Origin of the sequence: Jiangella endophytica (assembly GCF_003427025.1) — a bacterium.
GTDB lineage: Bacteria > Actinomycetota > Actinomycetes > Jiangellales > Jiangellaceae > Jiangella > Jiangella endophytica.
On sequence record NZ_QVAI01000021.1, the window covers coordinates 78,807 to 104,062 of the forward strand.

General features: G+C 73.0%; 23 protein-coding genes and 1 tRNA gene. 10 read left to right on the plus strand and 14 right to left on the minus strand.

All coding sequences use genetic code 11. The features are described 5' to 3' along the window. Positions 1–45 precede the first annotated feature (45 nt). The gene (locus DZA62_RS30255) at positions 46–483 is read right to left on the minus strand and encodes a DoxX family protein (protein ID WP_116952681.1); all 438 of its coding nucleotides are present in this window, start codon (positions 481–483) and stop codon (positions 46–48) included. Positions 484–595: 112 nt separating this feature from the next. On the opposite strand from DZA62_RS30255, the gene DZA62_RS30260 reads away from it, so the two are divergent. Continuing rightward, positions 596–1,528, plus strand: a complete 933-nt coding sequence (locus tag DZA62_RS30260; RefSeq protein ID WP_116952682.1) for an aldo/keto reductase — start codon at positions 596–598, stop codon at positions 1,526–1,528. Between the two features lie 171 nt (positions 1,529–1,699). Here the strand turns inward: DZA62_RS30260 and metE are convergent, their stop codons facing one another. Then, positions 1,700–3,976 (minus strand): 5-methyltetrahydropteroyltriglutamate--homocysteine S-methyltransferase, encoded by a 2,277-nt coding sequence (gene metE / locus DZA62_RS30265; RefSeq protein WP_116952683.1) that lies wholly within the window; start codon positions 3,974–3,976, stop codon positions 1,700–1,702. A gap of 358 nt (positions 3,977–4,334) precedes the next feature. Between metE and DZA62_RS30270 the strand changes: the two genes are divergently transcribed. The 3 genes from DZA62_RS30270 to DZA62_RS30280 are packed head-to-tail and all read left to right on the plus strand — an operon-like array spanning position 4,335 to position 6,894. After that, positions 4,335–5,369 carry an energy-coupling factor ABC transporter permease gene (locus tag DZA62_RS30270; RefSeq protein WP_116952684.1) on the plus strand — a complete coding sequence of 345 codons (1,035 nt, stop codon included), beginning with the start codon at positions 4,335–4,337 and terminating at the stop codon, positions 5,367–5,369. Beyond that, on the plus strand, positions 5,366–6,127 hold the full coding sequence (gene cbiQ, locus DZA62_RS30275; protein ID WP_116952685.1) for a cobalt ECF transporter T component CbiQ: 762 nt from the start codon (positions 5,366–5,368) through the stop codon (positions 6,125–6,127). The genes DZA62_RS30270 and cbiQ overlap by 4 nt, the downstream gene beginning before the upstream one ends. Further along, positions 6,124–6,894, plus strand: a complete 771-nt coding sequence (locus DZA62_RS30280) for an energy-coupling factor ABC transporter ATP-binding protein (RefSeq protein ID WP_116952686.1) — start codon at positions 6,124–6,126, stop codon at positions 6,892–6,894. Before cbiQ ends, DZA62_RS30280 begins: the two co-directional genes overlap by 4 nt. Positions 6,895–7,001: 107 nt before the next feature. Here the strand turns inward: DZA62_RS30280 and hrpA are convergent, their stop codons facing one another. The 5 genes from hrpA to DZA62_RS30305 form a co-directional block, all read right to left on the minus strand. Next, positions 7,002–10,940, minus strand: a complete 3,939-nt coding sequence (hrpA, locus tag DZA62_RS30285) for an ATP-dependent RNA helicase HrpA (protein ID WP_116952687.1) — start codon at positions 10,938–10,940, stop codon at positions 7,002–7,004. A 384-nt stretch (positions 10,941–11,324) separates the two neighbouring features. Further along, positions 11,325–13,715: a glycoside hydrolase family 65 protein gene (locus tag DZA62_RS30290; protein ID WP_116952688.1), complete on the minus strand. Its 2,391-nt coding sequence runs from the start codon at positions 13,713–13,715 to the stop codon at positions 11,325–11,327. Next, positions 13,712–14,461: a beta-phosphoglucomutase family hydrolase gene (locus DZA62_RS30295; RefSeq protein WP_116952689.1), complete on the minus strand. Its 750-nt coding sequence runs from the start codon at positions 14,459–14,461 to the stop codon at positions 13,712–13,714. Before DZA62_RS30295 ends, DZA62_RS30290 begins: the two co-directional genes overlap by 4 nt. Before the next feature lie 74 nt (positions 14,462–14,535). Beyond that, positions 14,536–14,958: a hypothetical protein gene (locus DZA62_RS30300; RefSeq protein WP_116952690.1), complete on the minus strand. Its 423-nt coding sequence runs from the start codon at positions 14,956–14,958 to the stop codon at positions 14,536–14,538. Between the two features lie 25 nt (positions 14,959–14,983). Then, positions 14,984–15,787, minus strand: a complete 804-nt coding sequence (locus DZA62_RS30305; RefSeq protein ID WP_116952734.1) for an NAD(P)H-binding protein — start codon at positions 15,785–15,787, stop codon at positions 14,984–14,986. A 71-nt stretch (positions 15,788–15,858) separates the two neighbouring features. On the opposite strand from DZA62_RS30305, the gene DZA62_RS30310 reads away from it, so the two are divergent. Further along, positions 15,859–16,614, plus strand: a complete 756-nt coding sequence (locus tag DZA62_RS30310; protein ID WP_116952691.1) for an IclR family transcriptional regulator — start codon at positions 15,859–15,861, stop codon at positions 16,612–16,614. On the opposite strand, the gene DZA62_RS30315 is transcribed toward DZA62_RS30310, so the two are convergent. Further along, the gene (locus tag DZA62_RS30315) at positions 16,603–17,670 is read right to left on the minus strand and encodes a GTP pyrophosphokinase (protein WP_116952692.1); all 1,068 of its coding nucleotides are present in this window, start codon (positions 17,668–17,670) and stop codon (positions 16,603–16,605) included. The two genes, DZA62_RS30310 and DZA62_RS30315, sit on opposite strands and share 12 nt — an antisense overlap. A 146-nt stretch (positions 17,671–17,816) precedes the next feature. Here DZA62_RS30315 and DZA62_RS30320 point away from each other — a divergent pair, with 146 nt between their 5' ends. Then, the gene (locus tag DZA62_RS30320) at positions 17,817–18,719 is read left to right on the plus strand and encodes a 5-dehydro-4-deoxyglucarate dehydratase (RefSeq protein ID WP_116952693.1); all 903 of its coding nucleotides are present in this window, start codon (positions 17,817–17,819) and stop codon (positions 18,717–18,719) included. Here DZA62_RS30320 and DZA62_RS30325 read toward each other — a convergent pair. From DZA62_RS30325 to DZA62_RS30335, 3 genes are read right to left on the minus strand one after another with little or no spacing between them, the layout of a single operon-like run. After that, positions 18,712–19,269 (minus strand): GNAT family N-acetyltransferase, encoded by a 558-nt coding sequence (locus DZA62_RS30325; RefSeq protein WP_116952694.1) that lies wholly within the window; start codon positions 19,267–19,269, stop codon positions 18,712–18,714. The two genes, DZA62_RS30320 and DZA62_RS30325, sit on opposite strands and share 8 nt — an antisense overlap. Positions 19,270–19,301: 32 nt before the next feature. Beyond that, positions 19,302–19,748, minus strand: a complete 447-nt coding sequence (locus DZA62_RS30330) for an Lrp/AsnC family transcriptional regulator (protein ID WP_116952695.1) — start codon at positions 19,746–19,748, stop codon at positions 19,302–19,304. A 7-nt stretch (positions 19,749–19,755) separates the two neighbouring features. Further along, entirely contained in the window at positions 19,756–20,040 is a 285-nt protein-coding gene (locus DZA62_RS30335) for an SAV_915 family protein (RefSeq protein ID WP_116952696.1), read from the minus strand. A 137-nt stretch (positions 20,041–20,177) separates the two neighbouring features. Between DZA62_RS30335 and DZA62_RS30340 the strand changes: the two genes are divergently transcribed. Then, positions 20,178–20,840, plus strand: a complete 663-nt coding sequence (locus DZA62_RS30340; RefSeq protein ID WP_157988003.1) for a DUF6308 family protein — start codon at positions 20,178–20,180, stop codon at positions 20,838–20,840. A 28-nt stretch (positions 20,841–20,868) separates the two neighbouring features. Here the strand turns inward: DZA62_RS30340 and DZA62_RS30345 are convergent. The 3 genes from DZA62_RS30345 to bcp form a co-directional block, all read right to left on the minus strand. After that, positions 20,869–20,950 (minus strand) — tRNA-Leu (locus DZA62_RS30345). Between the two features lie 51 nt (positions 20,951–21,001). Next, complete coding sequence (locus DZA62_RS30350) at positions 21,002–22,804, minus strand: hypothetical protein (RefSeq protein ID WP_116952698.1); 1,803 nt, start codon at positions 22,802–22,804, stop codon at positions 21,002–21,004. After that, the gene (gene bcp, locus DZA62_RS30355) at positions 22,801–23,280 is read right to left on the minus strand and encodes a thioredoxin-dependent thiol peroxidase (protein WP_116952735.1); all 480 of its coding nucleotides are present in this window, start codon (positions 23,278–23,280) and stop codon (positions 22,801–22,803) included. The genes DZA62_RS30350 and bcp overlap by 4 nt, the downstream gene beginning before the upstream one ends. 50 nt (positions 23,281–23,330) lie before the next feature. Here bcp and DZA62_RS30360 point away from each other — a divergent pair, with 50 nt between their 5' ends. The 3 genes from DZA62_RS30360 to DZA62_RS30370 all read left to right on the plus strand — a co-directional run bounded on the left by DZA62_RS30360 (position 23,331) and on the right by DZA62_RS30370 (position 25,234). Continuing rightward, entirely contained in the window at positions 23,331–23,666 is a 336-nt protein-coding gene (locus DZA62_RS30360; RefSeq protein WP_116952699.1) for a DUF3618 domain-containing protein, read from the plus strand. A gap of 67 nt (positions 23,667–23,733) precedes the next feature. Further along, positions 23,734–24,030 (plus strand): GroES family chaperonin, encoded by a 297-nt coding sequence (locus DZA62_RS30365; protein WP_116952736.1) that lies wholly within the window; start codon positions 23,734–23,736, stop codon positions 24,028–24,030. A gap of 37 nt (positions 24,031–24,067) precedes the next feature. After that, positions 24,068–25,234 carry an FUSC family protein gene (locus tag DZA62_RS30370; RefSeq protein ID WP_198664365.1) on the plus strand — a complete coding sequence of 389 codons (1,167 nt, stop codon included), beginning with the start codon at positions 24,068–24,070 and terminating at the stop codon, positions 25,232–25,234. The last annotated feature ends 22 nt before the right edge of the window (positions 25,235–25,256 follow it).

A 25,256-nucleotide genomic window follows, 5' to 3' on the forward strand; every position in this document is an offset into this window, starting at 1 on the left:
GACGGCCGTTCCGGGACGGTTGCCGGCGATTGGCGATTCGATCTTCTATCCACGCACCGCCGCGGTGGGGCGGAGCGAGCGGCGCAGCACGTGGTCGACGCTGAAGCGACCGGGCCCGGCGGCGGCCAGCAGCAGGCTGGCGGCGCCCAGCGTGAGCACCAGCTCCGCGCCGCCCTCGGCGACGAACATGCCGTTGCCGGCGTGCGCGAAGAGGTACGCGCCGAGCATGTCGACGGCCAGCAGCAGGCCGACGACGGGGGTGGCGGCGCCGAGGATCAGCGCCGCGCCGCCGACCAGCTCGACCAGTGCCGCGAACCACGCCGACGCCGTGGCCAGCGGGACGTCCATCTGCTCGAAGCCGGCCGCGACGCCGTCGATGCCGGTGTCGGCCAGCTTCTGCCAGCCGTGCGCGACGAAGACGACGCCGATGCCGACGCGGGCGAGGAGGACGACGAGGTCACGGACGGGCGGCGGCACGGTCATAGGACTCCTTGGTTGAGCGTTCACGTTTCAGTCGGCGTTGACCAAATCTTTCTGACGCGTCAACTATTAGCAAGGTGGACGGGGTTCCCTGCGGCCTCGATAGGGTCGGGTCATGCGCTACCGCCAGCTGGGCGAGTCCGGGCTCACCGTCTCCGTCGTCGGCATCGGGTGCAACGCGTTCGGCCGGCGCATCGACGACACCGTCGCCACCGCCGTCGTGCACGCGGGGCTCGACCACGGCGTCACGCTGTTCGACACGTCCGACACCTACGGGCTGGGCGAGAGCGAGCGGATGCTCGGCGCCGCGCTGACCGGCCGTCGCGACGACGTCGTCATCGCGACGAAGTTCGGCGGCGACATGCAGGGCGCCAACGGCGCCGACTGGGGCGTGCGCGGGTCGCGGCGCTACGTCCGGCGTGCGGTCGAGGCCAGCCTGCGCCGCCTCGGCACCGACTGGATCGACCTCTACCAGTTGCACTTCCCCGACCCCGTGACGCCGCTCGAGGAGACGCTGGCCGCCCTCGACGAGCTGGTCGCCGAGGGCAAGGTCCGCTACGTCGGCTCGTCCAACCTCGACGGCTGGCAGGTCACCGAGGCGTCCTGGATCGCCCGCACCGAGGGCCTGACGCCGTTCGTCAGCGCGCAGAACGAGTACTCGCTCTACGACCGGTCCGCCGAGGCCGAGCTGATCCCGGCCGCCGAGAACGCCGGCGTCGGCATCCTGCCGTACGGACCGCTCGCGTACGGCCTGCTCACCGGCAAGTACCGGCGCGGCGAGCCGGCGCCCGAGGGGTCGCGCCTGGACACCCCGGCCGGTGCCGAGCGGCTCGCGACGGCCGACTTCGGCCGCATCGAGGCGCTGCGGCGCTTCGCCGCCGAGCGCGGCCGGGGCCTCCTCGACGTCGCCATCGGCGGGCTGGCCGCCCAGCCCGCCGTCGGCTCCGTCATCGCCGGCGCGGTGTCCGCGGAGCAGGTCGCGGCCAACGTCGCCGCCGGTGCCTGGGAACCCGCCCTCGACGACCTCGCCGCCCTCGACACCCTCTGAATGATCACGTTAAGCAGGGGTCTTCCCGCTTGCCCAGGCATGCATTCCTGGGGAAGCGGGAAGACGCCTGCCGACGGACGGGCGAGCGCTTTCCGCACGTCGACCCAGGCGATCTCACGCTTCAGTAGGAATGCATGCCTGGTGGAGCGTGAACACACCCACTTAACGTGATCATTCAGAGGCGGGGCGGACTCGCGCGGCCGCCGCGACCAAGGCGGTCAGTGCGGGCTCGACCTGCTCGTACGTCCGCGTCTTCAGCCCGCAGTCGGGGTTGACCCAGAGCCGATCGCCGGGGATGGCGTCCAGCGCCCGCCGCAGCAGCGCCTCGGCCTCGTCGGCGTCCGGCACCCGCGGTGAGTGGATGTCGTAGACGCCGGGACCGATGCCGCGGCCGAACCCGGACGCGGCGACGTCGGGCACGATCGACATCCGCGACCGCGCCGCCTCGATGCTGGTGACGTCGGCATCGAGCCCGTCGATCGCGGCCACGACGTCGCCGAACTCGGAGTAGCACAGGTGCGTGTGCACCTGCGTCGCGTCGGCCACGCCGGACGTCGCCAGCCGGAAGGCCGTCACCGACCAGTCCAGATACGCCGGCCTGTCGGCGCCGCGCAACGGCAGCAGCTCGCGCAGCGCCGGCTCGTCCACCTGCACGATGCCGATGCCGGCCGACTCCAGGTCGGCGGTCTCGTCGCGGATGGCCAGCGCCACCTGCCGGGCAGTGTCGCCGAGCGGCTGGTCGTCGCGGACGAACGACCAGGCGAGGATCGTGACGGGCCCGGTCAGCATGCCCTTCACCGGCCGGTCGGTGAGCGACTGCGCGTATGTGACCCACTCGACGGTGATCGGCGCGGGCCGCGACACGTCGCCGTAGAGGATCGGCGGACGGACGCAGCGCGAGCCGTACGACTGCACCCAGCCCAGTTCGGTCGTGACGAACCCGGCGAGGTGCTCGGCGAAGTACTGCACCATGTCGTTGCGCTCCGGCTCGCCGTGCACGAGGACGTCGAGGCCGAGCCGCTCCTGCAGCCCGATCACCCGCTCGATCTCGGCGCGCATGCGGGCGGTGTACGCCGCGCGATCCAGACGGCCGGCCCGGAACGCCGCGCGCGCCCGCCGGAGGTCGCCGGTCTGCGGGAACGAGCCGATCGTCGTGGTCGGCAGCGGCGGCAGGCCGAGCCGGTCGCGTTGTGCCGCGGACCGTTCGCTGTACGGCCCGCGCCGGGCGTCGTCCGGGGTGAGCCGGGCGAGCCGTGAGCGGACGCCGTCGTCGACGACGCGCGGGGCGGCGGCGCGGTTGGCCAGGGCGGCCCGGGCCTGCTCGAACGCCGCGGACCGGTCCTCGCCGCGCAGGGCGGCGGCCAGCGTCACCACCTCGGCGACCTTCTGGTCGGCGAAGGCCAGCCAGGACCGCAGCTGCGGGTCCAGCGCGGTCTCGGCGTCGAGGTCGTACGGGACGTGCAGCAGCGAGCAGGAGGTCCCGACGGTGACGGCGCCGGCCCGCGCCCGGACGGCGCGCAGCGTCGCCAGCGCCGCGTCGAGGTCGGTGCGCCAGACGTTGCGGCCGTCGACGACCCCGGCGACGACGGTCTTGCCCGCCAGTCCGGGCACGTCGCCGTCGGGCAGCGAGCCGGCCACCAGGTCCAGCCCGATCGCCTCCACCGGCGACGCGGCCAGCACCGGCAGCGCGTCGCCGAGCGAGCCGAAGTACGACTGCACCAGGATCGCCGGCCGCTCCGGCAGCGCGCCGAGCCGCTCGTACACCCGGCGCAGCGCGTCCATTTCGCCGGCGGTCCGGTCGGCGGCGTAGGCCGGCTCGTCCAGCTGCACCCACGCGACCCCCTCGGCGGCGAGCGTCGTCAGCAGCAGCGCGTAGACGGCGACGAGGTCGTCCAGCCGGTCGAGCGGCGCGAACCCGGACGGCGCGCCGTCCGCCGCCTTCGACAGCAGCAGCAGGCTGGCCGGCCCGAGCAGCACCGGCCGGGTCTCGATGCCCAATGCCAGCGCCTCGCGGAACTCGCTCACCGGTTTGGCCGGGTCGAGGTGGAGGCGCGTCGCCGGCCCGATCTCCGGGACCAGGTAGTGGTAGTTGGTGTCGAACCACTTGGTCAGCTCGAGCGGCGCCACACGGCCGGTGCCGCGGGCCATCGCGAAGTACGCGTCGAGGCCGTCCAGGCCGAGCGACGCGAACCGCGGCGGCACGGCGCCGGCCAGCACGACGGCGTCGAGCACCTGGTCGTACAGCGAGAACGTGTTCGACGGGACGGCGTCCAGGCCGAGCTCGGCGAGCCGGCGCCAGGTCCGCTCGCGCTCGGTGCGCGCGGCGGCGTCCAGTTCGCCGCGGCCGGACTCTCCGGCCCAGTACGTCTCCAGGGCGCGCTTGAGTTCCCGGTCCCGGCCGATGCGCGGGTAGCCGGGCACGGTGGCGAGAGGCGTGGTGCGGGGCATGATCAGGTGTCTCCTCGGGAGCGCGGACAGCGTTCGCCGGGGGCCGGCCGCCGGTCGACGTCAACCGCGCCGGGGGCCTCTTGCGTCGGCCGGATCGCACCCATCAGGTGCGCGCCGGTCGAACCACCAGTGCTGGCGATCCTAGGAGCTCGCTGCGCGACCGCAAGATGACGTCCCGTCATACGGACCATTGCGTCTCATTATTCGGGAAGTGAACGGCGTTGCCGTGCCCTTGCGATACGTGCGACTTTGTCGCATCATTCAGAGGGCAAGGGAATCCGCGCTTGTCGTGGCTGTTCAGATACAGAATCTCGATCTGTCATCGGACATTTCGCTCCCGTTCACGAGGAGGACATCCATGCACGTCCCCGACGGGTTCCTGAACGCCCCCACCTCGGTCGCGACGGGCGCCGTCGCGGCCGCCGGGGTCGCCGTGGCGCTGCGCAAGGCGCAGAACGAGCTGGACGAGCGGACCGCTCCGCTGGCCGGCCTCACGGCGGCGTTCGTGTTCGCGGTGCAGATGCTGAACTTCCCGGTCGGCATCGGCACCAGCGGCCACCTGATGGGCGGGGCGCTCGCGGCCGTGCTGGTCGGCCCGTGGACGGCGGTGCTGTGTCTCTCGGTGGTGCTGCTCGTGCAGGGGCTGTTGTTCGCCGACGGCGGGCTGACCGCGCTCGGCACCAACATCTCGCTCATCGGCATCACGACGGTGGTCGCCGGCTGGGTCGTGACGCGCACGGTGCTCGCGGTGCTGCCGAAGCGGCCGGCGTCGGTGGTGCCGGCGTCGGCCATCGGCGCGCTGGTGTCGGTCCCGGTCGCGGCGCTGGTCTTCGTGCTGCTGTTCTCCGTCGGCGGCGAGGCGTCGCTGTCGATCGGCGCGCTGACGGCGAGCATGCTCGGCTGGCACACGCTGATCGGCATCGGCGAGGCGGTCATCACCGGGCTGACGGTGAGCGCCGTCGTCGCCGTCCGGCCCGACCTCGTCTACGCCGCTCGCGGGCTGCGGGCACCGCTGCAGCTGCGCCGGCCCGACGGCACGCTGGTGCCGGCTGACGCCCCGGCGCCCGCACTCGCGGCGCGGGGGAGCGCGAAGCCACTGCTCATCGGCGGCGGTCTGGTCGCGCTGGCACTGGCCGGCATCGTGAGCTTCTTCGCCAGCAGCGACCCCGACGGCCTCGAGTACGTCGCCGAGGGCGAGGGCTTCCTCGCGACCGCCCGCGACCACGCCTTCGGCGGCTTCGCGCTGGCCGACTACGGCGAGGTCGGCGGCATCCCGGTCGGTGTGGCCGGCGTCCTCGGCGTCGCGGTGGTCGTAGCCGTCGGAGTGGTGCTGTTCCGGGTGCTCGGCGGGCGGTCCGCGGCGCCTGCGCGGCAGGAGGAGGCCGTCCGGTGAGCGGCGGCCACGGGCACTCGCTGTACCGGCCGGGCGACTCGCCTGCACATCGGCTGCCGGCACACGTCAAGCTGCTCGCTCTGCTGACGTTCGTGCTGGTCGTGGTGGCGACGCCGCGCGAGCAGTACTGGGCGTTCGGGGCCTACGCCGTGCTGCTGGGCGTCGTCGCCGCGGTGGCGCGGGTGCCGGCCGGGGTGATCGTCCGGCGCATGGTGGTCGAGCTGCCGTTCGTGGTGTTCGCGCTGCTGCTGCCGATCGTGTCGCAGGGCCCTCGGGTCGACGTACTGGGGCTGTCGCTGAGCGAGCACGGGCTGCTGACCGGCTGGAACATCCTGGCCAAGGGCTCGCTGGGCGTCGTCGCCTCGATCCTGCTGGCGGCGACGACGGACGTCCGCGCGCTGCTGGCAGGCCTGCAGCGGCTGCGGGTGCCGGACCGGCTCGTCGAGATCGCGTCGTTCATGATCCGCTACGCCGACGTCGTCACCGGCGACATGCGGCGCATGCGCATCGCCCGCGAGTCGCGCGGCTTCGAGGCCCGGCACCTCGGGCACGCCCGGGTGGTCGCGCAGGGCGCCGGCGCGCTCTTCGTCCGGTCCTATGAGCGGGGTGAGCGAGTGCATCTGGCCATGCTGTCGCGCGGGTACGCCGGCGCGATGCCGCTGACCTCCACCGCTGACGTCAGTCGCGCCGACTGGCTGCGCGGGGCCGCGCTGCCGCTGGCCGCGGCCGTCGTCGCGTTGACGGCGGTGCTGACATGACCGCGGCGGGCGACGCGTCGCTCGAGGTCGGCGGGCTGGCCTTCGCCTACGCCGACGGCCACCAGGCGCTGTTCGGCGTCGACCTCACCGTGGCCCGGGGCGAGCGGGTCGCGCTGCTCGGGCCCAACGGCGCCGGCAAGACCACCCTGGTGCTGCACCTCAACGGCATCCTGTCCGGCGGCGTCGGGACGGTCCGCGTCGGCGGGCTGGAGGTGCGGCCGGGCGACCGCGAGACGCTGCGCGAGATCCGCCGCCGGGTCGGCATCGTCTTCCAGGACCCCGACGACCAGCTGTTCATGCCGACGGTGCGCGACGACGTCGCCTTCGGCCCGGCGAACCTCGGCCTGCGCGGCGCCGAACTCGACCAGCGGGTCGACGAGGCGCTCGCGCTGGTCGGTATGGGCGACGTCGCCGATCGGCCACCGCACCACCTGTCCTTCGGCCAGCGCCGCCGGGTCGCCGTCGCGACGGTGCTGGCGATGCGGCCGGAGATCCTGGTGCTGGACGAGCCCACGAGCAACCTCGACCCCGCCAGCCGGCGCGAGCTGTACGAGATCCTCGACGCGCTCGACGTCACCCAGCTCGTCGTCACGCACGACCTGCCGTTCGCGCTGCAGCTGTGCCCGCGCTCGGTCGTGCTGTCCGGCGGCACGGTGGTGGCCGACGGCCCGACTGCGGACGTGCTGGCCGACGAGGCCCTGCTGGCCGCGCACCGGCTGGAGTTGCCGTACGGCTTCGACCCACGGTCGGTCGCCCCGCGCCGCTGACCGCCTGCCCCGGCCGTCCGCCGCCCCCGCTCCAGCCTGAGTTGATCTTGGAGTTGTTCGGCGACCGTGGGGTGATATGTCCGATAGATGGCCGAAGAACTCCAAGATCAACGTGGCGGGGCGAGGGCGTCGATGGCTTTGAGCAGCCGCTTCTCCGACACTGGCTGCGCCGTGCCGAGCTCTTGGGCGAACAGGCTGACGCGCAGCTCCTCGATCAGCCAGCGGACGGCCTCGTGCTCGGCGGTCGGCCCGTGGCCGGGCGGGAGGACGGCCAGGGCGGCGTCGTACTCGTCGGTGATCCGGCGGACGGTGTCCATGTGCTGGTGGTCGCGCTGCGGGCTGGTCGGCAGCTTCTCGAGCCGCCGTTCGATCGCCCGCAGGTAGCGCAGCAGGTCCGGCAGCCGCTTGCGGCCGGTCGACGTGACGAAGCCGCGCGGCATCAGGCGGGCGAGGTGGTCGCGAGCGTCGACCAGCGACGCCGTCAGGGCCAGGCTGGTGGTGCTCTTCAGCGCGGCCGCGACCCGGTGCGCCACCTCGAGCACCTTCTCGACCTCGGCGACGACCTCGAACACGGTCTCGATGAGGTCGGTGCGGACCCGCTCGCGTAGCGCCGCGAACGCCGCCTCGTCCCACGCCGGGCCGCCGGCCTCGCCGATCAGCCAGTCGACGGACGCAGCGGCGACGTCGTCCAGCAGGCCGGCGACCGAGCCGTCGGGGTTCTGGCTGAGCACCAGCTTCGACCGGTTGCCGAGGTGGCGCTGCACGAACGCCGTCGGGGACGGGACGCTGAGCAGCAGCAGCCGCCGGTTGCCGGTCCACATGGCGCGGGCCTGGTCGGCCTGGGTCGGCAGCACACGCAGGGCCACGTCGGCGCCGTCGTCGACCAAGGCCGGATAGCCGGTGACGACGTGGCCGGAACGGCGCTGCTCGAACGTGCGCGGCACCTCGCCACCCGGCCACTGCGTCAGACCGGTGCGCTCGATGCTGCTGGCCGCCGCCGCCATGGTCGTGCGCAGCTCCTGCTTCAGCCGCACCTTCAGGGCGTCGAGGTCCTTGCCCTCGGCGGCGAGCTTCCCCTTCTCGTCCAGGACACGGAAGGTCATGCGCAGGTGGTCGGGCACCTTGCTCAGGTCGAAGTCCGACGGCGCCACCGGCACCGCCCGCAGCCGGTGCAGCACCCGGGCGAGCGCGTCGGCGAACGGCTGGTCCGACGGCACCGGCGGCAACTGCGCGAGCGCCTCGCGCGCGGTGTCCGGCGCCGGCACGAAGGAGCGGCGCAGCGCCTTCGGCAGCGCTTTGATCAGCGCCGTCACGAGCTCCGGCCGCAGACCGGGGACCTGCCAGTCGAAGCCGCCGGGCTCGACCTGGTTGAGCACCTCGATAGGGATGTGCACCGTGACGCCGTCGGCGCTGGACCCGGGCTCGAACTGGTAGGTCAGCCGCAGGTCGAGACCGTCGGCCGGCCAGCTGTCGGGGTAGTCGGCCTGCGTGACGGCGCCGGCGGCGTCGGTGGTCAGCAGGTCGGTGTCGAAGGTCAGCAGGCCGGGGCGCTCGTGCTGCGCCTTCTTCCACCAGCTGTCGAAGTGCCGGCCGGAGACGATGTCGGCCGGCAGCCGCTGGTCGTAGAACTCGAACAGCGTCTCGTCGTCGACGACGATGTCGCGGCGGCGGGCGCGGTGCTCCAGCTCCTCGACGTCCTCGAGCAGCTCGCGGTTCTCGTGGAAGAACCGGTGGTGCGTCGTCCAGTCGCCCTCGACCAGCGCGTGCCGGATGAACAGCTCGCGGCTGAGCTCGGGGTCGACGCGGGAGTACTGCACCTTGCGCCGCGGCACGATGACGACGCCGTAGAGCATGACCTTCTCGTAGCCGACGACGGCGCCGGCCTTGCGCTCCCAGTGCGGTTCGCTGTACGTCCGCTTCACCAGGTGCTCGGCCAGCGGCTCGGCCCACGCGGGGTCGATGCGGGCGTTGACCCTGGCCCACAGCCGCGACGTCTCGACCAGCTCGGCCGACATCACCCAGCGGGGCGGCTTCTTGAACAGCGCCGACCCGGGGAACACGGCGAACTTCGCGCCGCGGGCGCCCTGGTACTCGTTGCCCGCCTCGTCCTTGACGCCGATGTGCGAGAGCAGGCCGGACAGCAGCGACTGGTGGATGTGATCGGCAGTGCCGTCGGCAGTGTTGAGCGTGACGCCGAGCGGCTTCACCAGCTGGCGCAGCTGCGACTCGAGGTCCTGCCACTCGCGGATGCGCAGGAAGTTGAGGTGCTCGGTGCGGCAGAGGCGCCGGAATGCGCTGGAGGAGAGCTCCTGCTGCTTCTCCTTCACGTAGCGCCACAGGTTGAGGAACGCCAGGAAGTCCGACGTCGGATCGGCGAAGCGTGCGTGGAATGCGTCGGCGACCTCGCGCTGCTCGGTCGGGCGTTCGCGCGGGTCCTGGATGGTCAGCCCGGCGGCGATGACCAGCACCTCGCGGACGCAGCCGTTGCGGTCGGCCTCGAGGATCATCCGGCCCAGCCGGGGGTCGATCGGCAGCTGCGACAGTGATCGGCCGACGGCGGTGAGCCGGCTCTTGTCGTCGCGCGCGGCGGGGTCGAGCGCGCCCAGCTCGACCAGCAGGGTGACGCCGTCGGCGATGCTGCGGCGGTCGGGCGGGTCGATGAACGGGAACGCCGCGACGTCGCCCAGGCCGAGCGCCGTCATCTGCAGGATCACCGACGCGAGGTTCGTGCGCAGGATCTCCGGCTCGGTGAACGCCGGCCGCGCCTCGAAGTCGTCCTCCGAGTACAGCCGGATGCAGATGCCGTCGGACAATCGGCCGCAGCGACCGGCCCGCTGCCGCGCGGACGCCTGCGACACCGGCTCGATCGGCAGCCGCTGCACCTTGGTGCGGTTGCTATAGCGGGAGATGCGCGCGGTGCCGGGGTCGACGACGTAGCGGATGCCCGGCACCGTCAGCGATGTCTCGGCGACGTTCGTGGCCAGCACGATGCGACGGCCGGTGTGCGGCTGGAACACCCGGTGCTGCTCGGCGGCGGACAGCCGGGCGTACAGCGGCAGCACCTCGAGCGTGCCCTGCGGCGCCGACGCGTACCGCTTGCGCAGGGCGTCGGCGGTGTCGCGGATCTCGCGCTCGCCGGACAGGAACACCAGCACGTCGCCGGCCGCCTCGACCGCGAGCTCGTCGCACGCGTCGACGATGGCCTGGATCTGGTCGCGCGGCTCGGCGCCGTCGTCCTCGTCGGTCTCCGGCTCGAGCGGGCGGTAGCGGACCTCGACCGGATAGGTGCGGCCGGACACCTCGACGATGGGGGCGTCGGCGAAGTGCCGCGCGAACCGCTCCGGGTCGATGGTCGCCGAGGTGATGATGACCTTGAGGTCGGGCCGCCGCGGCAGCAACTGCTTGAGGTAGCCGAGGATGAAGTCGATGTTCAGGCTGCGCTCGTGCGCCTCGTCGATGATCAGGGTGTCGTAGCGGCGCAGCATGCGGTCCTGCCCGATCTCGGCCAGCAGGATGCCGTCGGTCATCAGCTTGACCAGGGTGTCGTCGCCGGCCTTCGCGGTGAACCGGACCTGGTAGCCGACCGCGCGGCCGAGCTCGGTGTTCAGTTCCTCGGCGACGCGTTCGGCGACGGTGCGTGCGGCCAGCCGGCGCGGCTGTGTGTGCCCGATGGTGCCGCGGACGCCGCGGCCCAGCTCCAGGCAGATCTTCGGCAGCTGGGTCGTCTTCCCGGACCCGGTCTCGCCGGCGACGATGACGACCTGGTGGTCGCGGATGGCCGCGGCGATGTCGTCGCGCCGCTGGCTGACCGGCAGCTCCTGCGGGTAGCGGACGGCCGGCACGGTGGCCTGGCGCCGCTGCAGCCGGCGTTCGGCCGCGTCGAACTCCTGCGCGATCTCGGCCAGCGCGGACGTCTTCGCCTCGGCGTCGCGGAGCTTGCGCACGCCGTCGAGCCGGCGGGCGAGCCGCCGTTCGTCCCGCAGCATGAGCTCGGGCAGCCGGGCACGCAGGTCGGCCAAGGTGTCGGTGCGGGGGGAGGTGGGCATACGGCATCAAGCCTACGGTGCGCGGCAAGCCGGCTCATCTGGTTATTCCGGGGTGGGCTGGGGCGCCGAGGTTCGGGCGCGGGGACGGGCGCGGGGACGGGCGCGGGGACGCCGGCCCCGCACGCCTCGCTCGTTGCCGGCTCGGCCGCCCGTGCCTACCCCTGCCGGCGTCCCCGAAGCACTGCTCGGGTCCGCTGCGGGTGTTGCCGGCTCGGCCGCTCGCGCCCACCCCTACCGGCGTCCCCCGAACGCGGCGACCCTGTCGGTGCCCGCCCGTAGGGTGGGTCACCCACCCAACCGGGCGGGTCATGCCTACCACGACGCGCGACCTGCCGACGTCGTCGCGGCAGCGGTGCGGGGGAAGCCGTCCCCCCGCACCCTCGCTCAGCCCGCCGCAGCCGCCGCCGGGTGGGTGCCACGGCGGACCGGAGCGCGTCCGGCCGGCTGCTGTGGCTCGGGCTCGTGCGGCGGAGCCGGCGGGATCGAGACGGTGACCGGCGCGCTGATGCGCACGGTGACCGGCTCGCCGTGGTGCAGCAGCTCGAGCCGGGAGCCGTCCTCGTGGTCGCCCTCGCGCAGGTAGTACGTGACCTCGTTCGGCCGCACGCTCACTCGCAGCCGCAGCCCGCGCCACAGCAGCGAGAAGTCCAGCCGGTCGATGCGGCTCGGCAGGCGTGGCGCGAACGACAGCACGCCACCGTGGTCACGCATCCCGCCGAAGCCCGCGACCAGGCCCAGCCACGCCCCGGCCAGCGACGCCAGGTGCACGCCGTCGCTGGTGTTGGAGTGGCTGTCGTGCAGGTCGGTCAGCGCCGCCTCGCCGAGGTAGTCGTGCGCGAGCTCCAGATGCCCGGTCTCGGCGGCCATGACGGCCTGGGTGCACGACGACAGCGAGGAGTCGCGGACGGTGCGGGCCTCGTAGTAGCTGAAGTTGCGGACCTTCTCCGCCGGCGTGAACGCGTCGCCGCGCCAGTGCATGGCCAGCACGAGGTCGGCCTGCTTGATGACCTGACGGCGGTACAGGTCGAAGTACGGGTGGGTCAGCAGCAGCGGGTAGTCGTCGGGGGCGGTCGCCTCGAAGTCCCACTCCTGGAACCGGGTGAAGCCCTCGGACTGCTGGTGCACGCCGAGCTCGTCGTCGTACGGGACGGTCATGGCGGCCGCGGCGTCGCGCCAGGACGCCGTCTCCTCGTCGTCGACCTCCAGCGCGGCGGCGACCTCGGGGTGACGGAGGACGGCGTCGGCGGCGCCGATCAGGTTCCGCTGCGCCATGAGGTTCGTGTAGACGTTGTCGTTGGCCACCGCGGAGTACTCGTCGGGGCCGGTCACGCCGTCGATGTGGAACGCGCCGTGGCGGTCGTGGTGGCCGAGCGAACGCCACAGGCGTGCGGTCTCGACCAGCAGCTCGACCCCGACCTCGCGCTCGAACGCTTCGTCGCCGGTGGCCTCGATGTAGCGCATCGTGGCGTCGGCGATGCCCGCGCCGATGTGGAAGCCCGCGGTGCCGGCCGGCCAGTAGCCCGACGTCTCGTGGCCCCGGATGGTGCGCCATGGGAACGCGGCGCCCTTCAGTCCGAGGGTCCGCGCCCGCTCCCGGGCGAGCTCGAGAGTCGCGTGCCGCCAGCGCAGGACCTGCGCCGCCGCGTCGGGCTGGGTGTAGATCAGCACCGGGAGCACGAACATCTCGGTGTCCCAGAACACGTGGCCGTCGTAGCCCGGCCCGGTCAGCCCCTTCGCCGGAATCGGCCGCATCTCGTTGCGTGCACCGGCCTGCAGGACGTGGAACAGCCCGAACCGGACCGCCTGCTGGACCTCGGGGTCGCCGTCGACGCGGACGTCGGCGGCGTCCCAGAACGCGTCGAGGTACTCGCGCTGCCCCTTGCACAGCCCGTCCCAGCCGCTGAGCCGCGCCGACGCCAGCGCGGCGCCGACCTGGTCGCGCAGCGCCGGCAGCGACCGCTGGCTGGAGAAGCCGTATGCGAGCAGCTTGATGACGCGCAGCTTCTCGCCGGGCTTGAGCACGCAGGCGATGGTGGTGCGCGCCCAGTCGGGGAACGCCTCGGTGCTGACCACCGTGCGGTCCGGGCCCTCGACGACGTGGGTCATCGCCGCCGCCATGCGCAGCCCGCTGGCCTTCGTCCGGTGGATCAGCAGGCCGCCCGCGCCGTTGGCGAGGTGCTGCTCGGACTCCAGCGGCTCCTCCAGCAACGCCGCGACGCGCGGGTCCTTCTTCGTGACCGGGAGCTCCTCGTTGGCGACCAGCCCGGACTGGATGACGACCCGGGCCTCGTTCTCGACCGGCTCGACCTCGTAGCAGATCGCGGCGACGGCGCGCTGGGTGAACGACACCAGCCGGGTCGACCGCACGCGCACCGCCTGGCCGGCGGGCGACACCCACTCGACCGTGCGGTCGAGCGTGCCGGCCCGCAGGTCCAGCACGCGCTCGTGCTCGCGCACGTCGCCGTAGCGGACGTCGAACGGCTCGTCGTCGACCAGCAGCCGGATCAGCTTGCCGTTGGTGACGTTGACGATGGTCTGGCCCTGCTCCGGATAGCCGTAACCGGCCTCGGCGTACGGCAGCGGGCGCAGCTCGTAGAAGGAGTTGAGGTAGCTGCCCGGCAGCCCGTGCGGTTCGCCCTCGTCGAGGTTGGCGCGCAGGCCGATGTGGCCGTTGGACAGCGCGAACACCGACTCGGACTGCGCCAGGAGGTCGAGGTCCAGCGTGGCCTCGCGGATGCGCCAGGGCTCACACGGGTAGGCACTCTCGCGGATCACCGGGCGGCCTCCACCAGCAGGTCGCCGAGGTCGGCGACGACGATGTCGGCGCCGTGCTCGCGCAGCGCGCCGGCCTGGCCGACGCGGTCCACTCCGACGACGAACCCGAAGTCGCCGGCGCGGCCCGCCTCGACACCGGCGAGCGCGTCCTCGAACACCGCGGCCTCGCCGGGCGCGACGCCCAGCCGCTCGGCCGCGGCGAGGAAGGCGTCGGGCTGCGGCTTGCTCCGCAACCCCTCCTCGCGCGCGGTGAGGCCGTCGACGCGGACCTCCAGCAGGTCGGCGATGCCGGCGGCCGCGACGACCTCGCGGCAGTTCGCGCTGGCGGACACCACCGCCCGGCGCAACCCGGCGTCGGCGGTGGCCCGCAGGTACGTGAGCGAGCCCGGGTACGGGCTCACGCCGACCTCGCGCAGCCGCTCCAGCAGCACGACGTTCTTGCGGTTGCCGAGGCCGTTCACGGTGTCGGCGGTGCCGGGATCGTCGTGTGTGCCCTCGGGCAGCGTGATGCCGCGGGAGGCGAGGAACGACCGCACGCCGTCGGCTCGCTGCTTGCCGTCGACGTAGACGTTGTAGTCGCCCTCGATGTCGAAGGGTGCGAAGGGTTCGTCCGAGCGTTCGGCGCGGTCGCGGAGAAACGCGTCGAACGTCGCTTTCCAGGCGGCTTTGTGCACTTCCGCGGTGGGTGTGAGCACTCCGTCCAGATCGAACAGACACGCCTTGATGTGGTCCGGCAGGCCAAGCATTGGACGACCTTAAGTCATCACCCGCGGCCGCGGGTGGCGTCGGTGCGAACCCGCGTGCCGCGCGCCATGGGCGGTCAGGCGTCCTGGCCTTCGGAGGCCGCTTCGATGTCCAGCCGCAGCGGCGTGACCTGCACGTCGTCGTCGTCCGGCCGGGTGCGCCAGCGGACCACGAGATCCGTCACCCGTCCGTGCATCGGCTGGATCAGCAGGTAGTGCTCGGCGTGTCGCGGGCCGAACTCGCGCAGGTGCGTCTCGCCCTCGGTGACGGTGAGGTCGCGGGTGTCGAGCCGGACGTCGTAGGCGGGCGTGCCGCCGTCGTTGCGCAGGACGTAGCGGTGCTGGCTGCGCCGTTCCAGCCGGAACCGCGGCGCCGCGCGGACACGGCGCCGGTACCGGCGGACACGCCCGGTACCGGACGCCGGCTGCCGCGCAAAGACGAGCGTCGCCGTGAGGATGAACACCACGACGAGCGCGATGAGCAGGACGACGACCGTCACATTTCGACTGTAATGCGGCGCTGGCCTAACGGAACAGGGTCGCGTTACGCACAGCCCAATCGGAGAACGTCGTGGCCGGCCGGCCGAGCACGTCGGCGACCGTGGTGGTGGACTGCTGCGGGTTGTCGACCTGCTCGCCCTCGCCGTCGACGTACCACTCGGCATACTCGCCCATGGACGCGCTGAGCTCGGCGATCGCGTCGTCGCGGTTCAGCTCGACGTAGGGGACGTCGCGGCCGAGCGCGCGGCCGATGAGCGCGACCTTCTCCGCGCGGGTCAGCGTCTCGGGGCCGGTGAGGGTGTACGCCCGGCCGACGTGGCCGGCCTGGACCAGCGCGACGGCGGCGACCGCGGCGACGTCGTCCATCGCGATGGCGGCGTTCGCGGACCGCGCGTAGCCGTCGCGGACCTGGCCGGTCGTGCGGATCTGGTCGGCCCAGATCGTGCTGTTCTCCATGAACTCGCCCGGCCACAGGTGCGTCCACGGCACCCCGGACGCCTCGACGTCGTCGACGATCGAGCCCCACCAGCTCTCCCGCTCGCCGGACAGGCTGACGACGTGGTGGACGCCGGCCTTCTCCGCGCGGGCCAGCACCTCCGCGGCGGTGTCGGAGTAGGAGGTGAGGTACATGCGCTCGACGCCGTCGAAGACGCCGTCCAGCGAGTCGGGCTCGGCGACGTAGCCGGTCACGACCTCGACGCCGTCGGGGAGGGTGGCCTTGGCGGGGTTGCGGACGAGGGCGCGCACGTCGGTGGCGCCGAGGGCGAGCAGCTGGTCGACGACGAGGCGGCCGACGCTTCCGGTCGCACCGGTGACGAGGATGGTCATGAGGACAGCGTACACCGTACGCGTACGACGTACGCACATGCTCGTTCGTAGGATGGACGGCCGTGGCGGGAATGTCGGAGCGGCCGGGGCCGTCGGTGAAGTCGGCCGAGCGGGCGCTGCGGCTGGTCGAGCTGCTGGCCGAGCGCGAGCCGCGGTCGTTCACCGAGCTGTATCGCGCCCTCGACATGCCGAAGAGCAGCCTGCACGCGCTGCTGGCGTCGCTGGCCCATCAGGGCTGGGTCGCCGACGACGGCCGCGACGGCGTGTCGCTGGGCTACCGCGCCCGGGCGATGGGGCTGTCCGGCCTGGACGAGTCCGATGTGCTCGACCTCGTCGGCGACGTCATGACGCAGCTGCGGGTGCACCTCGACGAGACCGTCCACCTCGCCCGCCTCGACGACGGCGACGTCCTCTACCTGGCCTCGAGGTACTCGCGGCAGGCGCTGGGGGTGCGCTTCCGCCCGGGGCGGCGGATGCCGGCCTACGCGACGGCGCTCGGCAAGGCACTGCTCGCGGCGCTGCCGGCGCCCGAGCTTGCGGCGGCCCTGCCGGGCGAGTACGCCGCGCTGACCCCGTCGACGCTCACGTCGGCGGCGGCGCTGACGGCCGAGCTGGACCGGGTGCGGGCGGCCGGCTACGCCGAGGATCACGAGGAGGGCACGGTCGGCCTGCAGTGCGCCGCGGTCGCGCTCCAGCACGCCGACCTGCCGCTGGTCGCGCTGAGCTGCTCGGTTCCGGTGCCCCGGATGACCGACGCGAAGCGCGCGGCGATCGTCGAGGCGTTGCTGGCGGCGCGGGCGACCGTGCTCGGCCGGCTACGTCCCTGACTCGTCGCGCATGCGACGCAGCGCCGCCGACCACTCCTTGGTGTAAGGCGGGACGCCCGGTCGCTTGCCGTGGTCCAGCGCCGCGATGAGGAGCATCGTCAACACGTCGTCCAGGGAGGCCTCCGGCGGCTCGTCGACGACCTTCAACGTGGCCAGCATCAGCCGCAGCGTCGGCCGCAGCCGCGCGGTGTCGGAGACGAACTCGTCGAGGTCGGCCAGTGTGGTGAGCCCGAGCCGGGTGAGTGCCGCCGCGAGGTCCGAGCGGTCGCGCTTGAGCCGGTCGTCGGAGACCGGCGCGTCGGTGTCGAACCCGTTGTCCTGGAAGAACGTCGCCAGTTGCTGCCCGCGGCCGGTGATGCTCAGGTAGGCGCCGATGGACGACGCGTCGACCGGGACGTCCAGGCTGCCGCGGCTCACCTGGGCGCGGTACTCGGTGTCGGTCGCGTTGCTCTCGTCGCGCAGCGTGGAGAACTGCTCGTCCGCCATCTCGAACAGGGCGCTGAGGCGGTAGAGCCGGCGCCGGACCGGCTCGGGGAGCGCGGCCGACTTGTACTCGACCTTGTGGCTCACCGCCGCCCAGGCGTGCTGCAGCGCGGTGCGCACCTGGATCTCCGCCTTCAGCGACTTGAACGGGGCCCACTCCAGCAGGTCGCGCCGCGACGGGCCGAGCCGCACCACGTAGTGGGTCGAGCGGTAGCCGAACTGGTCCGACGCGAGACCGTCGACCTTGTCGGCGGAGTTCTGGTGGTCGACCTGGAACTCGCGCGCGATGAGGTCGCCGACCCGCTGGACGTCCTCGGCGTAGTAGGTGATGACGCGCAGGCCCGTGAGGTCGGTCATGGCGGCGATCGGGTCGGTGTCGTCGCGGCGTTTCCGGGTGAGCTTCTCGACGAAGCTCTCGACCGTCTTGGCGCGCGACTCGACCTGGACCACCTCGATGTCGCAGGACTTGAGTGCGTCGACGAGCAGGGCCTTCAGGCGGGTCGCGCATTCCTCGTAGGTGGGGCGTACGGCGGCGTACCTGGCGCCCCACTCGTCCGCGGTCAGCTCGCTCATCACGCCCTCACGTCGGTTCGATCATGGGCGAGGGTACGGCACCGCGGGTGCATTGTCCCGGTCTGCGTTGACGCTGCCAGGCGCTGCCGCCTACGGTTAGTTCACATTCATCAACTTGTTCAGATACGTGAACTTCGGAGGGTGACGTGCTGCAGGAACTCGGCGACAGCGGGGTGCTGTTCTTCCCGGTCACACCGTTCGGCGACGACGGCGAGCTGGATCTCGCCGCGTTCCGGACCCACCTGGAAGAGCGGCTGCCGTACGAGCCCGGGGCGGTGTTCGCCGGCTGCGGCACCGGGGAGTTCTTCGCGCTCGGGCCGGAGGAGTACGAGCGGCTGGTCGCGACCGCCGTCGAGGTCGTCGGCGGCCGGGTCCCGGTGATCGCCGGGGCCGGCTACGGCGCGGCGCTCGCGGCGGAGTACTTGCGCCGGGCCGAGGCCGCCGGCGCCGACGCGGCGCTGCTGTTCCCTCCGCCGTCGGTCATCGGCGGGCCGGCCGGGTTCGTGGCACACGTCGAGGCCGTCGCCGCGAGCACGTCGCTGCCGATCGTCCTCTACCAGCGCGACCAGCTCGCGCTGTCGCCGTCGACGGTCACGGAGCTGCTGCGCGTCGGCACCGTCGCCGGGCTGAAGGACGGCCGCGGCGACCTCGAGGCGATGCAGAAGATCGTGCTGGCCGCCGAGGGCCGGTGGGCGTTCTTCAACGGGCTGCCGACGGCGGAGCTGTCGGCGCGGGCGTTCGGCGGCATCGGCGTCACCGGGTACTCGTCGGCGGTCTTCGCGTTCCTGCCCGAGGTCGCCGTGGCGTTCCGGCGGGCGTTCGCGGCCGGCGACGACGCGACGTGCGACCTGCTGCTGCGCGAGCTCTACCTGCCGTTCGCCGAGCTGCGCGACCGCGGGCCGGGCTACGCGGTCTCGCTGATCAAGGCCGGGTTGCGGCTGCGAGGCAGCGCCGTCGGCTCCGTCCGGCCGCCGCTGTCGGACCCCACGCCCGAGCACGAGCGGGCGCTGGCCGGGCTGATCGAGCGCGGGCTCGCGGCGCTCAGCTGAGGTCGAGGCGCATCGTCACGCGGGTGGGGGAGCGGCGCACCACCTCGGTGAAGCCGGCCCGCTCGAACAGCGACCGGGAGCCGACGAACAGGGAGTCGGGGTGGCTGCGCTCGGGTTTGTCGACGGGGTACGCCTCGAGCATGCCGGCGCCGTGCTGGCGGGCGTGCTCGACGGCGGCCGCGACCAGCCGGTGCTGCACGCCCCGGCGGCGGAACGTCCTGGCGACGAACGTGCAGATGACCGACCACACCGGTGTGTCGTCGACCTGCTTCATGACGCGCGACCGCTCGAGGCGCCGGTAGTCGGGCCGCGGGCCGAGGCTGATCCAGCCGGCCGGCTCGTCGTCGACGTACCCGATCAGGCCGGGCGTGACGCCGTCGCCGTCGACCAGGGCGCGCAGGCCGGCCTTGGCGCCGGGCTCCGGACTCGCCGCGCGGAAGTGCATGCAGTAGCAGCCGCGCACGACCGCGTTGCCGCGGACCTCGAACAGCTCCTCGAGCTGCGGCCAGGTCTCTGCGGTGAGCGGCCGGGTCCGGAACGCGTACGACATGGCCCACAGGCTAGGGGGTGTCGCCGACAGCGTCAGTCGGTCAGGTGGCCGCCGAGGTCCGGAACCGTGTGCAGCACCATGCTCGTCGACGTGCGTTCGGCGCCGCCGTGCGCGGTCAGCTCGCGCACCTCGTCGTCCAGGTCGCCAAGGTCGCGGCAGGCCAGGTGGACCGCGTAGTCGGCGTCGCCGGCCAGCCGCCAGGCCGCGGTCACCGCCGGCCGGCCGCCGAGCCATTTCTCGAAGATCGGCCGCTCCGTCGCCGGCGCCAGCCCGACCCGCACCACCGCCTGCACCGGCCGGCCGACGGCGTCGAGGTCGACCTGGGCCCGGAAGCCGGCGATGACGCCGGCCTCCTCCAGCCGCCGGACCCGTACCGACATCGCCGACACGCTCAGCCCGGACCGCCGCGCGAGCACCTGCAGCGGGGAGCGGCCGATCCGCAGCAGCTGGCCCAGGATCACCCGGTCGACGGCGTCCATCTCACGCTCAGGCCGCACGACGGGCGCCCACCGGCACCGGAGGTGCGACGAGGACCGGGTCGACCTGGATGCGCCCGACACCGAGCGGGGCGAGCAGCGCGCGCTCGGCGGCGAGGCCGAGCCGGATCCACTGCTGGCTCGGGCCCATGGCGGCGGCGAGGGCTTCGGCGCTGGTGAAGGCCAGACCGACGCGGCCACCCTCCGGGAGCCGCGCGGTGACGACGGCCCGACATGACGTCGGCGGCTGACCGGCCGGGCGGACGGGGACGAACAACGGCTGTGAGTGCTCCATGCCGACGACGCTAGGGTCGCGCCGGCCGGCGGGGACAGGATCTTCACGCGTTCTACACGGCGGCGACCGGAATCTTTGCGTCCACTTGACGATCAGAGGGGTTGGATGTGTCCGGGGACCCTGTCACGATGATCGTCGTGACCCCGACACGCGCCCGTCGGCCGTCCTCCGCTCAGCTCGACCGCGCCCGGTCGGCCGCGCTGGGAGCCCTCGAGGATTCCGCCGCCGTCGAGAACCTCCGGCTCTTCTACGACCGCGACTCCAACTACGCCGGCCGCAGCTTCCTCGCCGTCGGCCCCGTCGAGTACGACTCCATCACCGCTGCCGACCTCTACGCCACGTCGCTGCTCGGCATCAGCGTCGGGCCGCGGGCGGGGCGGCAGCTGCTGCAGGGCGGCACGCACCGCAACGACGCCCTCAAGGCGTTACGCATGGTGCCGGCCGAGACCGACCTCGCCGACGCCGACGACACCGTCCTCGACGCCGCCGAGAACCTGCACCTGCACCTGAAGAACGCCCTCGGCGGCAACAAGTGGGTGGCGGCGTCCAAGCTGTGCGCCCGCAAACGACCCCGTCTGTTCCCCGTCCGCGACTCCCTCGTCACCCGCGCCCTCCTCGGCGTCGGCCAGGACCGCCGCGTCGACTGGCTCGTCTACCAGCACCTCATCACCGACGCCGACGTGCGGCGGCAGCTCGAGAAGGTGACGCAGGAATCGGCGATCCGCGAGTCCGACCTGCACGACCCGCCCCTGCGCATCCTCGACGTCGTGCTCTGGATGCACGTCAAGACGACGGGCTGACACCCCGGTCCTGGTACGGAGTGCCCGGTGCGGGAGAGGGGACTTGAACCCCTACGTCCGAAGACACCAGAACCTAAATCTGGCGCGTCTGCCGATTCCGCCACTCCCGCGCACCGGCCATCGTAGGGCAGCTTGCCCGGCGCCGCCGTGCGGCCGGACGCTCAGGGGAGCGACCAGGTCATGCCGATGGGCTGCATGCGCTGCCCGACCACCGTGGCCGAGCCGTCGGTGTCGACGGAGAGGATGAAGGTGGCGTTCTGGGAGATCTCCGCCTGCGAGATCTGCGACCCGCCGGGGATGGTGCCGAGCCCGGCCGCCTCGATCACCACCGAGAAGCCGGGGTTCACCGTCACCGACTGCGTGCAGCTGATCGACGCCAGCGCGACGGCGCCGTACTCGGTCTGCAACCAGTGGACGTCGTCGGCATCCTCGACGGCGCAGCTGCGGGTCGCGGTGCCGAACTCCGGCGGGGCGGTGTCCAGCTGCAGGCCGTGGCCCGGCAGGTTGGAGAGGCCGTCGGCGAGGGTGAGGTCGATGCCCTCGGGCTCCTCACCGGTCTCGCCGTAGGCGCGCAGCGCCTCGAGCACCTCGTCACCCCGGCGGGCGGCGGCGTCGTCGGCGACGACGGCGGCACCGCCGGCGGTCAGCGGGGCGGTGACGGACGTGCCCTCGGCGGGGTGGACGGCGAGGCTGGCCAGCCACGGCGACGCGGCGTTCTCGCGGGTGAGCAGGAACCACGACGGCGCGCCGCCGGCGGAGGACTCACCGGTGACGATGGCCCACATCGGGTACTCGCCGACCTGCGGCGACAGCACCACCGAGGGGGTGACGGACGTCGGCAGGCCCTCCGGCACGACGCCGGTGACCTGCTGCTCCTCGGCCGCGAACTGCGACGTCGCCAGCAGGGCGCCGCCCTCGACCTCGGCCAGCGGTGCGGCGTCGGAGCCGCCGGCGGCCGCGCCGACGACCTCGTTGTACTGCTCGAAGAAGCCCTCGGCCCGGTCGGACGTGATCGCCGGGATCAGCGCGTCACGAGCGCCCTGGTCGACCTCGCCGGGCACCTGGGCGCACGCGGTGACCAGACCCGACAGCCCGAGCACGACGGCGATCCGCGCGGACGGCTTCGGCGGCGGCGCGGGCGCCGGAGGCGGCGGCGTGCGCTCGGGCAGCGGCCGCTTCGGCAGCGGGGTGACGGTCGCGATCGTCTCCTTCGCCGGCTCCGCGGCCGGTTCCTCGGCCGGCTTCGGCGCCGGCTCGCCCGGCTCCTCGGGCGGCTTCGGCGGCTCGTCCTTCTTCTCCTCGGGGGCCTTCTCGTCGTCGGGGACGGCGCGCAGCGCACGCCTGCGCCGTCGCCGCCGCAGCCAGATCAGCAGAACGCCGCCGGCGATCAGCAGCAGCCCGCCCGCACCCACCAGCACACCGGTCAGGAAGATGCCGTCGACCTCGGCGCCGAAGCTCAGCTCGACGTCCAGCGCCTCACCCGACGCCGACGGTGACATGACGACGACCCGGACCGGCTCGTCGGTCAGCTCGTACGAGACGCCACGCCAGCCGGGCCCGGACGAGCTCGACTCCCACCAGTCCAGGTCGCCGGGCGGCGCGGCCGGCGCGGGACTGCCCGGCTCCGACGACGACGTCACCTCGCCGCGCAGGTCCGCCGCCGTCACCGTCTGCTGGCCCACGCCGTCGAGGTAGGAGTCGACGTGGATGCGGTGCGCGACGCCCACGAACACGTCGCTGTCGTCGGCCGTCCGCGCGCTGACGTGCAGGACGGGGCCGGTCACCGTCGCGATGCCCACCGCGGTGGCCGCGACCGAGCCCTCACCGGAGACGTCGGCGCGTGCGTACTCGACGGTGTCGTCGGGACCGACGTAGATCGCGGTCGCCGCGCCGGCCAGGAGCAGCGGCGTGCCGAGGACGATCAGCGCGACGGCGAGGACGGTGCGCAGGCGGGCACGTGTCACGCCGCGTCGAGCCCCAGATCGCGTCGGAGCTTGGCGACGTGCCCGGTCGCCTTGACGTTGTACATGGCCTTCTCGACCTTGCCGTCGGCGTCGATGACGAACGTCGACCGGATGACGCCCTGCACGACCTTGCCGTACAGCTTCTTCTCACCGAACGCGCCGTAGGCCTCGAGCGTCGTGCGGTCGACGTCGGACAGCAGCGGGAACGTGAGGTGATCGTGCTCGCGGAACTGCGCCAGCTTGGCCGGCGCGTCGGGGGAGATGCCGAGGACGGCGTAGCCGGCGCCCTGCAGCGACGCGAGGTTGTCGCGGAAGTCGCAGGCCTGTGTGGTGCAGCCCGGAGTCATCGCGGCGGGGTAGAAGTAGACGACGACCCGCTGCCCCCGGTAGTCGGTGAGCGAGACGGGCTTGCCGTCGGCGTCGGGAAGCGTGAAATCGGGCGCGGCGTCGCCCGTGGAGAGTCGCGAGTCAGTCACGTTCACACCGTATCCATACGGGTGGGCGGTCGCATCGGTACGGTAGATCCGTGTCCGCCGCGGATCAGAAACCGACCGAGCCGGTGCTGCCGGCGTCGCGACAGCCGGTGCCGATGGCGCCGGAGGTGCAGGCCGAGCTGGCCAAGCGTGGCCGCAGCGTGCGCCAGATCGAGACCGACATCGCCGCCCGCACCGAGCGGCTGGCCGCCAACATCGACGACCTGACCTCGCGCCTGGCGCCGTCCCGGCTGGTCAAGGACTCGACGGCGAGCCTGCGGGCGCGGCTGACCACGCCCGAGGGCAACCCCCGGCTCGAGGTGCTCGGCGCCGCCGCCGGTGCGGCGCTGGTGGTCGGGCTGCTGCTGTGGCGGGCACGGCGGCGCTGACCACCCTCATCCGGACGTACTCTCTACTGTTGTGACCTCCCAGGACCCCGACAAGCTGCCCATCCGCATGCTGCACGACCGCGTGCTGGTCTCGCAGGACGGCGAGGACGGCGAGCGCCGCTCGTCCGCCGGCATCGTCATCCCGGCCACGGCCGCCATGGGACGGCGGCTGGCCTGGGCGCGGGTCGTCGCGGTCGGCGCCAACGTGCGCACCGTCGAGGTCGGTGACCGCGTGCTGTTCGACCCCGAGGACAAGGCCGAGGTCGAGGTGCGCAGCGAGACGTACGTGCTGCTGCGCGAGCGCGACCTGCATGCCGTCGCGTCCGAGCGGCTCAGCGACGGGCAGACCGGCCTCTACCTGTAGTCACCCGGCGGTGCCCCGGCGCTCTACGATCGGGGATGTGCCCGGACCGCCCGACAACCCGTCGTCGCAGCGACGTGATGAGGCGCTCGAGGCGCTCGCGCAGCGGTCCAAGGAGAGTGCCGGTACGCGGCTGCGACGGGTCCGGCTCACGGCGCTGCCGATCGTGCAGTCGGCGCTCGGCGCGGCGCTGGCCTGGTGGCTGGCGACGATCCCGCCGATCGACCACGCCCAGCCGTTCTTCGCGCCGATCTCCGCGCTGATCATCCTGGGCGGCGGGCTCGGCCAGCGGCTGCCGCGGGTGCTCGAGCTGGTCGGCGGCGTGGCGGTCGGCGTGCTGGTGGGCGACCTGCTGGTGTCGTGGATCGGTGGCGGCGTCGTGCAGCTGGCGGTCGTGGTCGCGCTGGCGATGATCGCGGCGGTGCTGGTCAACGGCGGCCCGCTGATCGTCACCCAGGCCGCGGCGTCCGCCGTCCTCGTCGTCGCGCTGGCGCCGGCCGTGCCCGACGGCCTCAACCTCGACCGGTTCGTCGACGCGCTGATCGGCTGCTGCGTCGGGCTGGTCATCAGCATCGTGCTGCTGCCGTTGAACCCGGTCGTGGCGGCGCGGCGGCAGATCGACCCGCTGCTCACCACCGTCGCTGAGGTCATGGAGTCCTCGGCGCATGCCCTGGCCGAGCGCGACCGGAGCGCGGCCACCGAGGCGCTGGAGCGCGCCCGCGACACTCAGACCGACGTCGACGCCATGCACTCCGCGCTGGAGGGGGCCAACGAGGTGGCCCGCATCGCGCCGGTCCGCTGGCAGAAGCGCGGCCACCTCGCCGCCTACCTCGACGTCGCCACGCCGCTGGACTACATGACCCGCAACACCCGCGTGCTGTGCCGGCACGTCATCAGCCTGCTGCAGCGCGACGAGCCGGTGCCGCGGGTGCTGCCGCAGTCGCTGCGGGCGCTGGCCGGTGCCGTCCGCCTGCTCCGCATCGACCTCGAACGCGGCGACGAGCCGAGCGAGGCCCGCGTGTCCGCCGTCGAGTCCGCCCGCATGGCGACCGAGGCGCTGGACCACACCGGCGGTTTCGCCGGGCAGGTCGTGATCGCCCAGGTCCGGTCCCTCGCGGTCGACGTCCTGCTGGCGACCGGCCTGAGCCGCGACGAGGTCCAGGAGCTGCTGCCCGGCCTGCCCGAGGGTCCGGTCAGCTACGGCTGACCCGCGGCCCGCGCCTCGTCGC

Bases quoted from the DNA above. Each gene is read 5' to 3' on its own strand.
- DZA62_RS30295 (WP_116952689.1), bottom strand. From the start codon at position 14,461: ATGCTTGGCCTGCCGGACCACATCAAGGCGTGTCTGTTCGATCTGGAC.
- DZA62_RS30255 (WP_116952681.1), bottom strand. From the start codon at position 483: ATGACCGTGCCGCCGCCCGTCCGTGACCTCGTCGTCCTCCTCGCCCGC.
- DZA62_RS30310 (WP_116952691.1), top strand. From the start codon at position 15,859: ATGTCGGAGCGGCCGGGGCCGTCGGTGAAGTCGGCCGAGCGGGCGCTG.
- DZA62_RS30315 (WP_116952692.1), bottom strand. From the start codon at position 17,670: ATGAGCGAGCTGACCGCGGACGAGTGGGGCGCCAGGTACGCCGCCGTA.
- DZA62_RS30365 (WP_116952736.1), top strand. From the start codon at position 23,734: ATGCTGCACGACCGCGTGCTGGTCTCGCAGGACGGCGAGGACGGCGAG.
- DZA62_RS30305 (WP_116952734.1), bottom strand. From the start codon at position 15,787: ATGACCATCCTCGTCACCGGTGCGACCGGAAGCGTCGGCCGCCTCGTC.
- DZA62_RS30270 (WP_116952684.1), top strand. From the start codon at position 4,335: ATGCACGTCCCCGACGGGTTCCTGAACGCCCCCACCTCGGTCGCGACG.
- DZA62_RS30330 (WP_116952695.1), bottom strand. From the start codon at position 19,748: ATGGACGCCGTCGACCGGGTGATCCTGGGCCAGCTGCTGCGGATCGGC.
- DZA62_RS30260 (WP_116952682.1), top strand. From the start codon at position 596: ATGCGCTACCGCCAGCTGGGCGAGTCCGGGCTCACCGTCTCCGTCGTC.
- DZA62_RS30325 (WP_116952694.1), bottom strand. From the start codon at position 19,269: ATGTCGTACGCGTTCCGGACCCGGCCGCTCACCGCAGAGACCTGGCCG.
- DZA62_RS30280 (WP_116952686.1), top strand. From the start codon at position 6,124: ATGACCGCGGCGGGCGACGCGTCGCTCGAGGTCGGCGGGCTGGCCTTC.
- hrpA (WP_116952687.1), bottom strand. From the start codon at position 10,940: ATGCCCACCTCCCCCCGCACCGACACCTTGGCCGACCTGCGTGCCCGG.
- DZA62_RS30335 (WP_116952696.1), bottom strand. From the start codon at position 20,040: ATGGAGCACTCACAGCCGTTGTTCGTCCCCGTCCGCCCGGCCGGTCAG.
- metE (WP_116952683.1), bottom strand. From the start codon at position 3,976: ATGCCCCGCACCACGCCTCTCGCCACCGTGCCCGGCTACCCGCGCATC.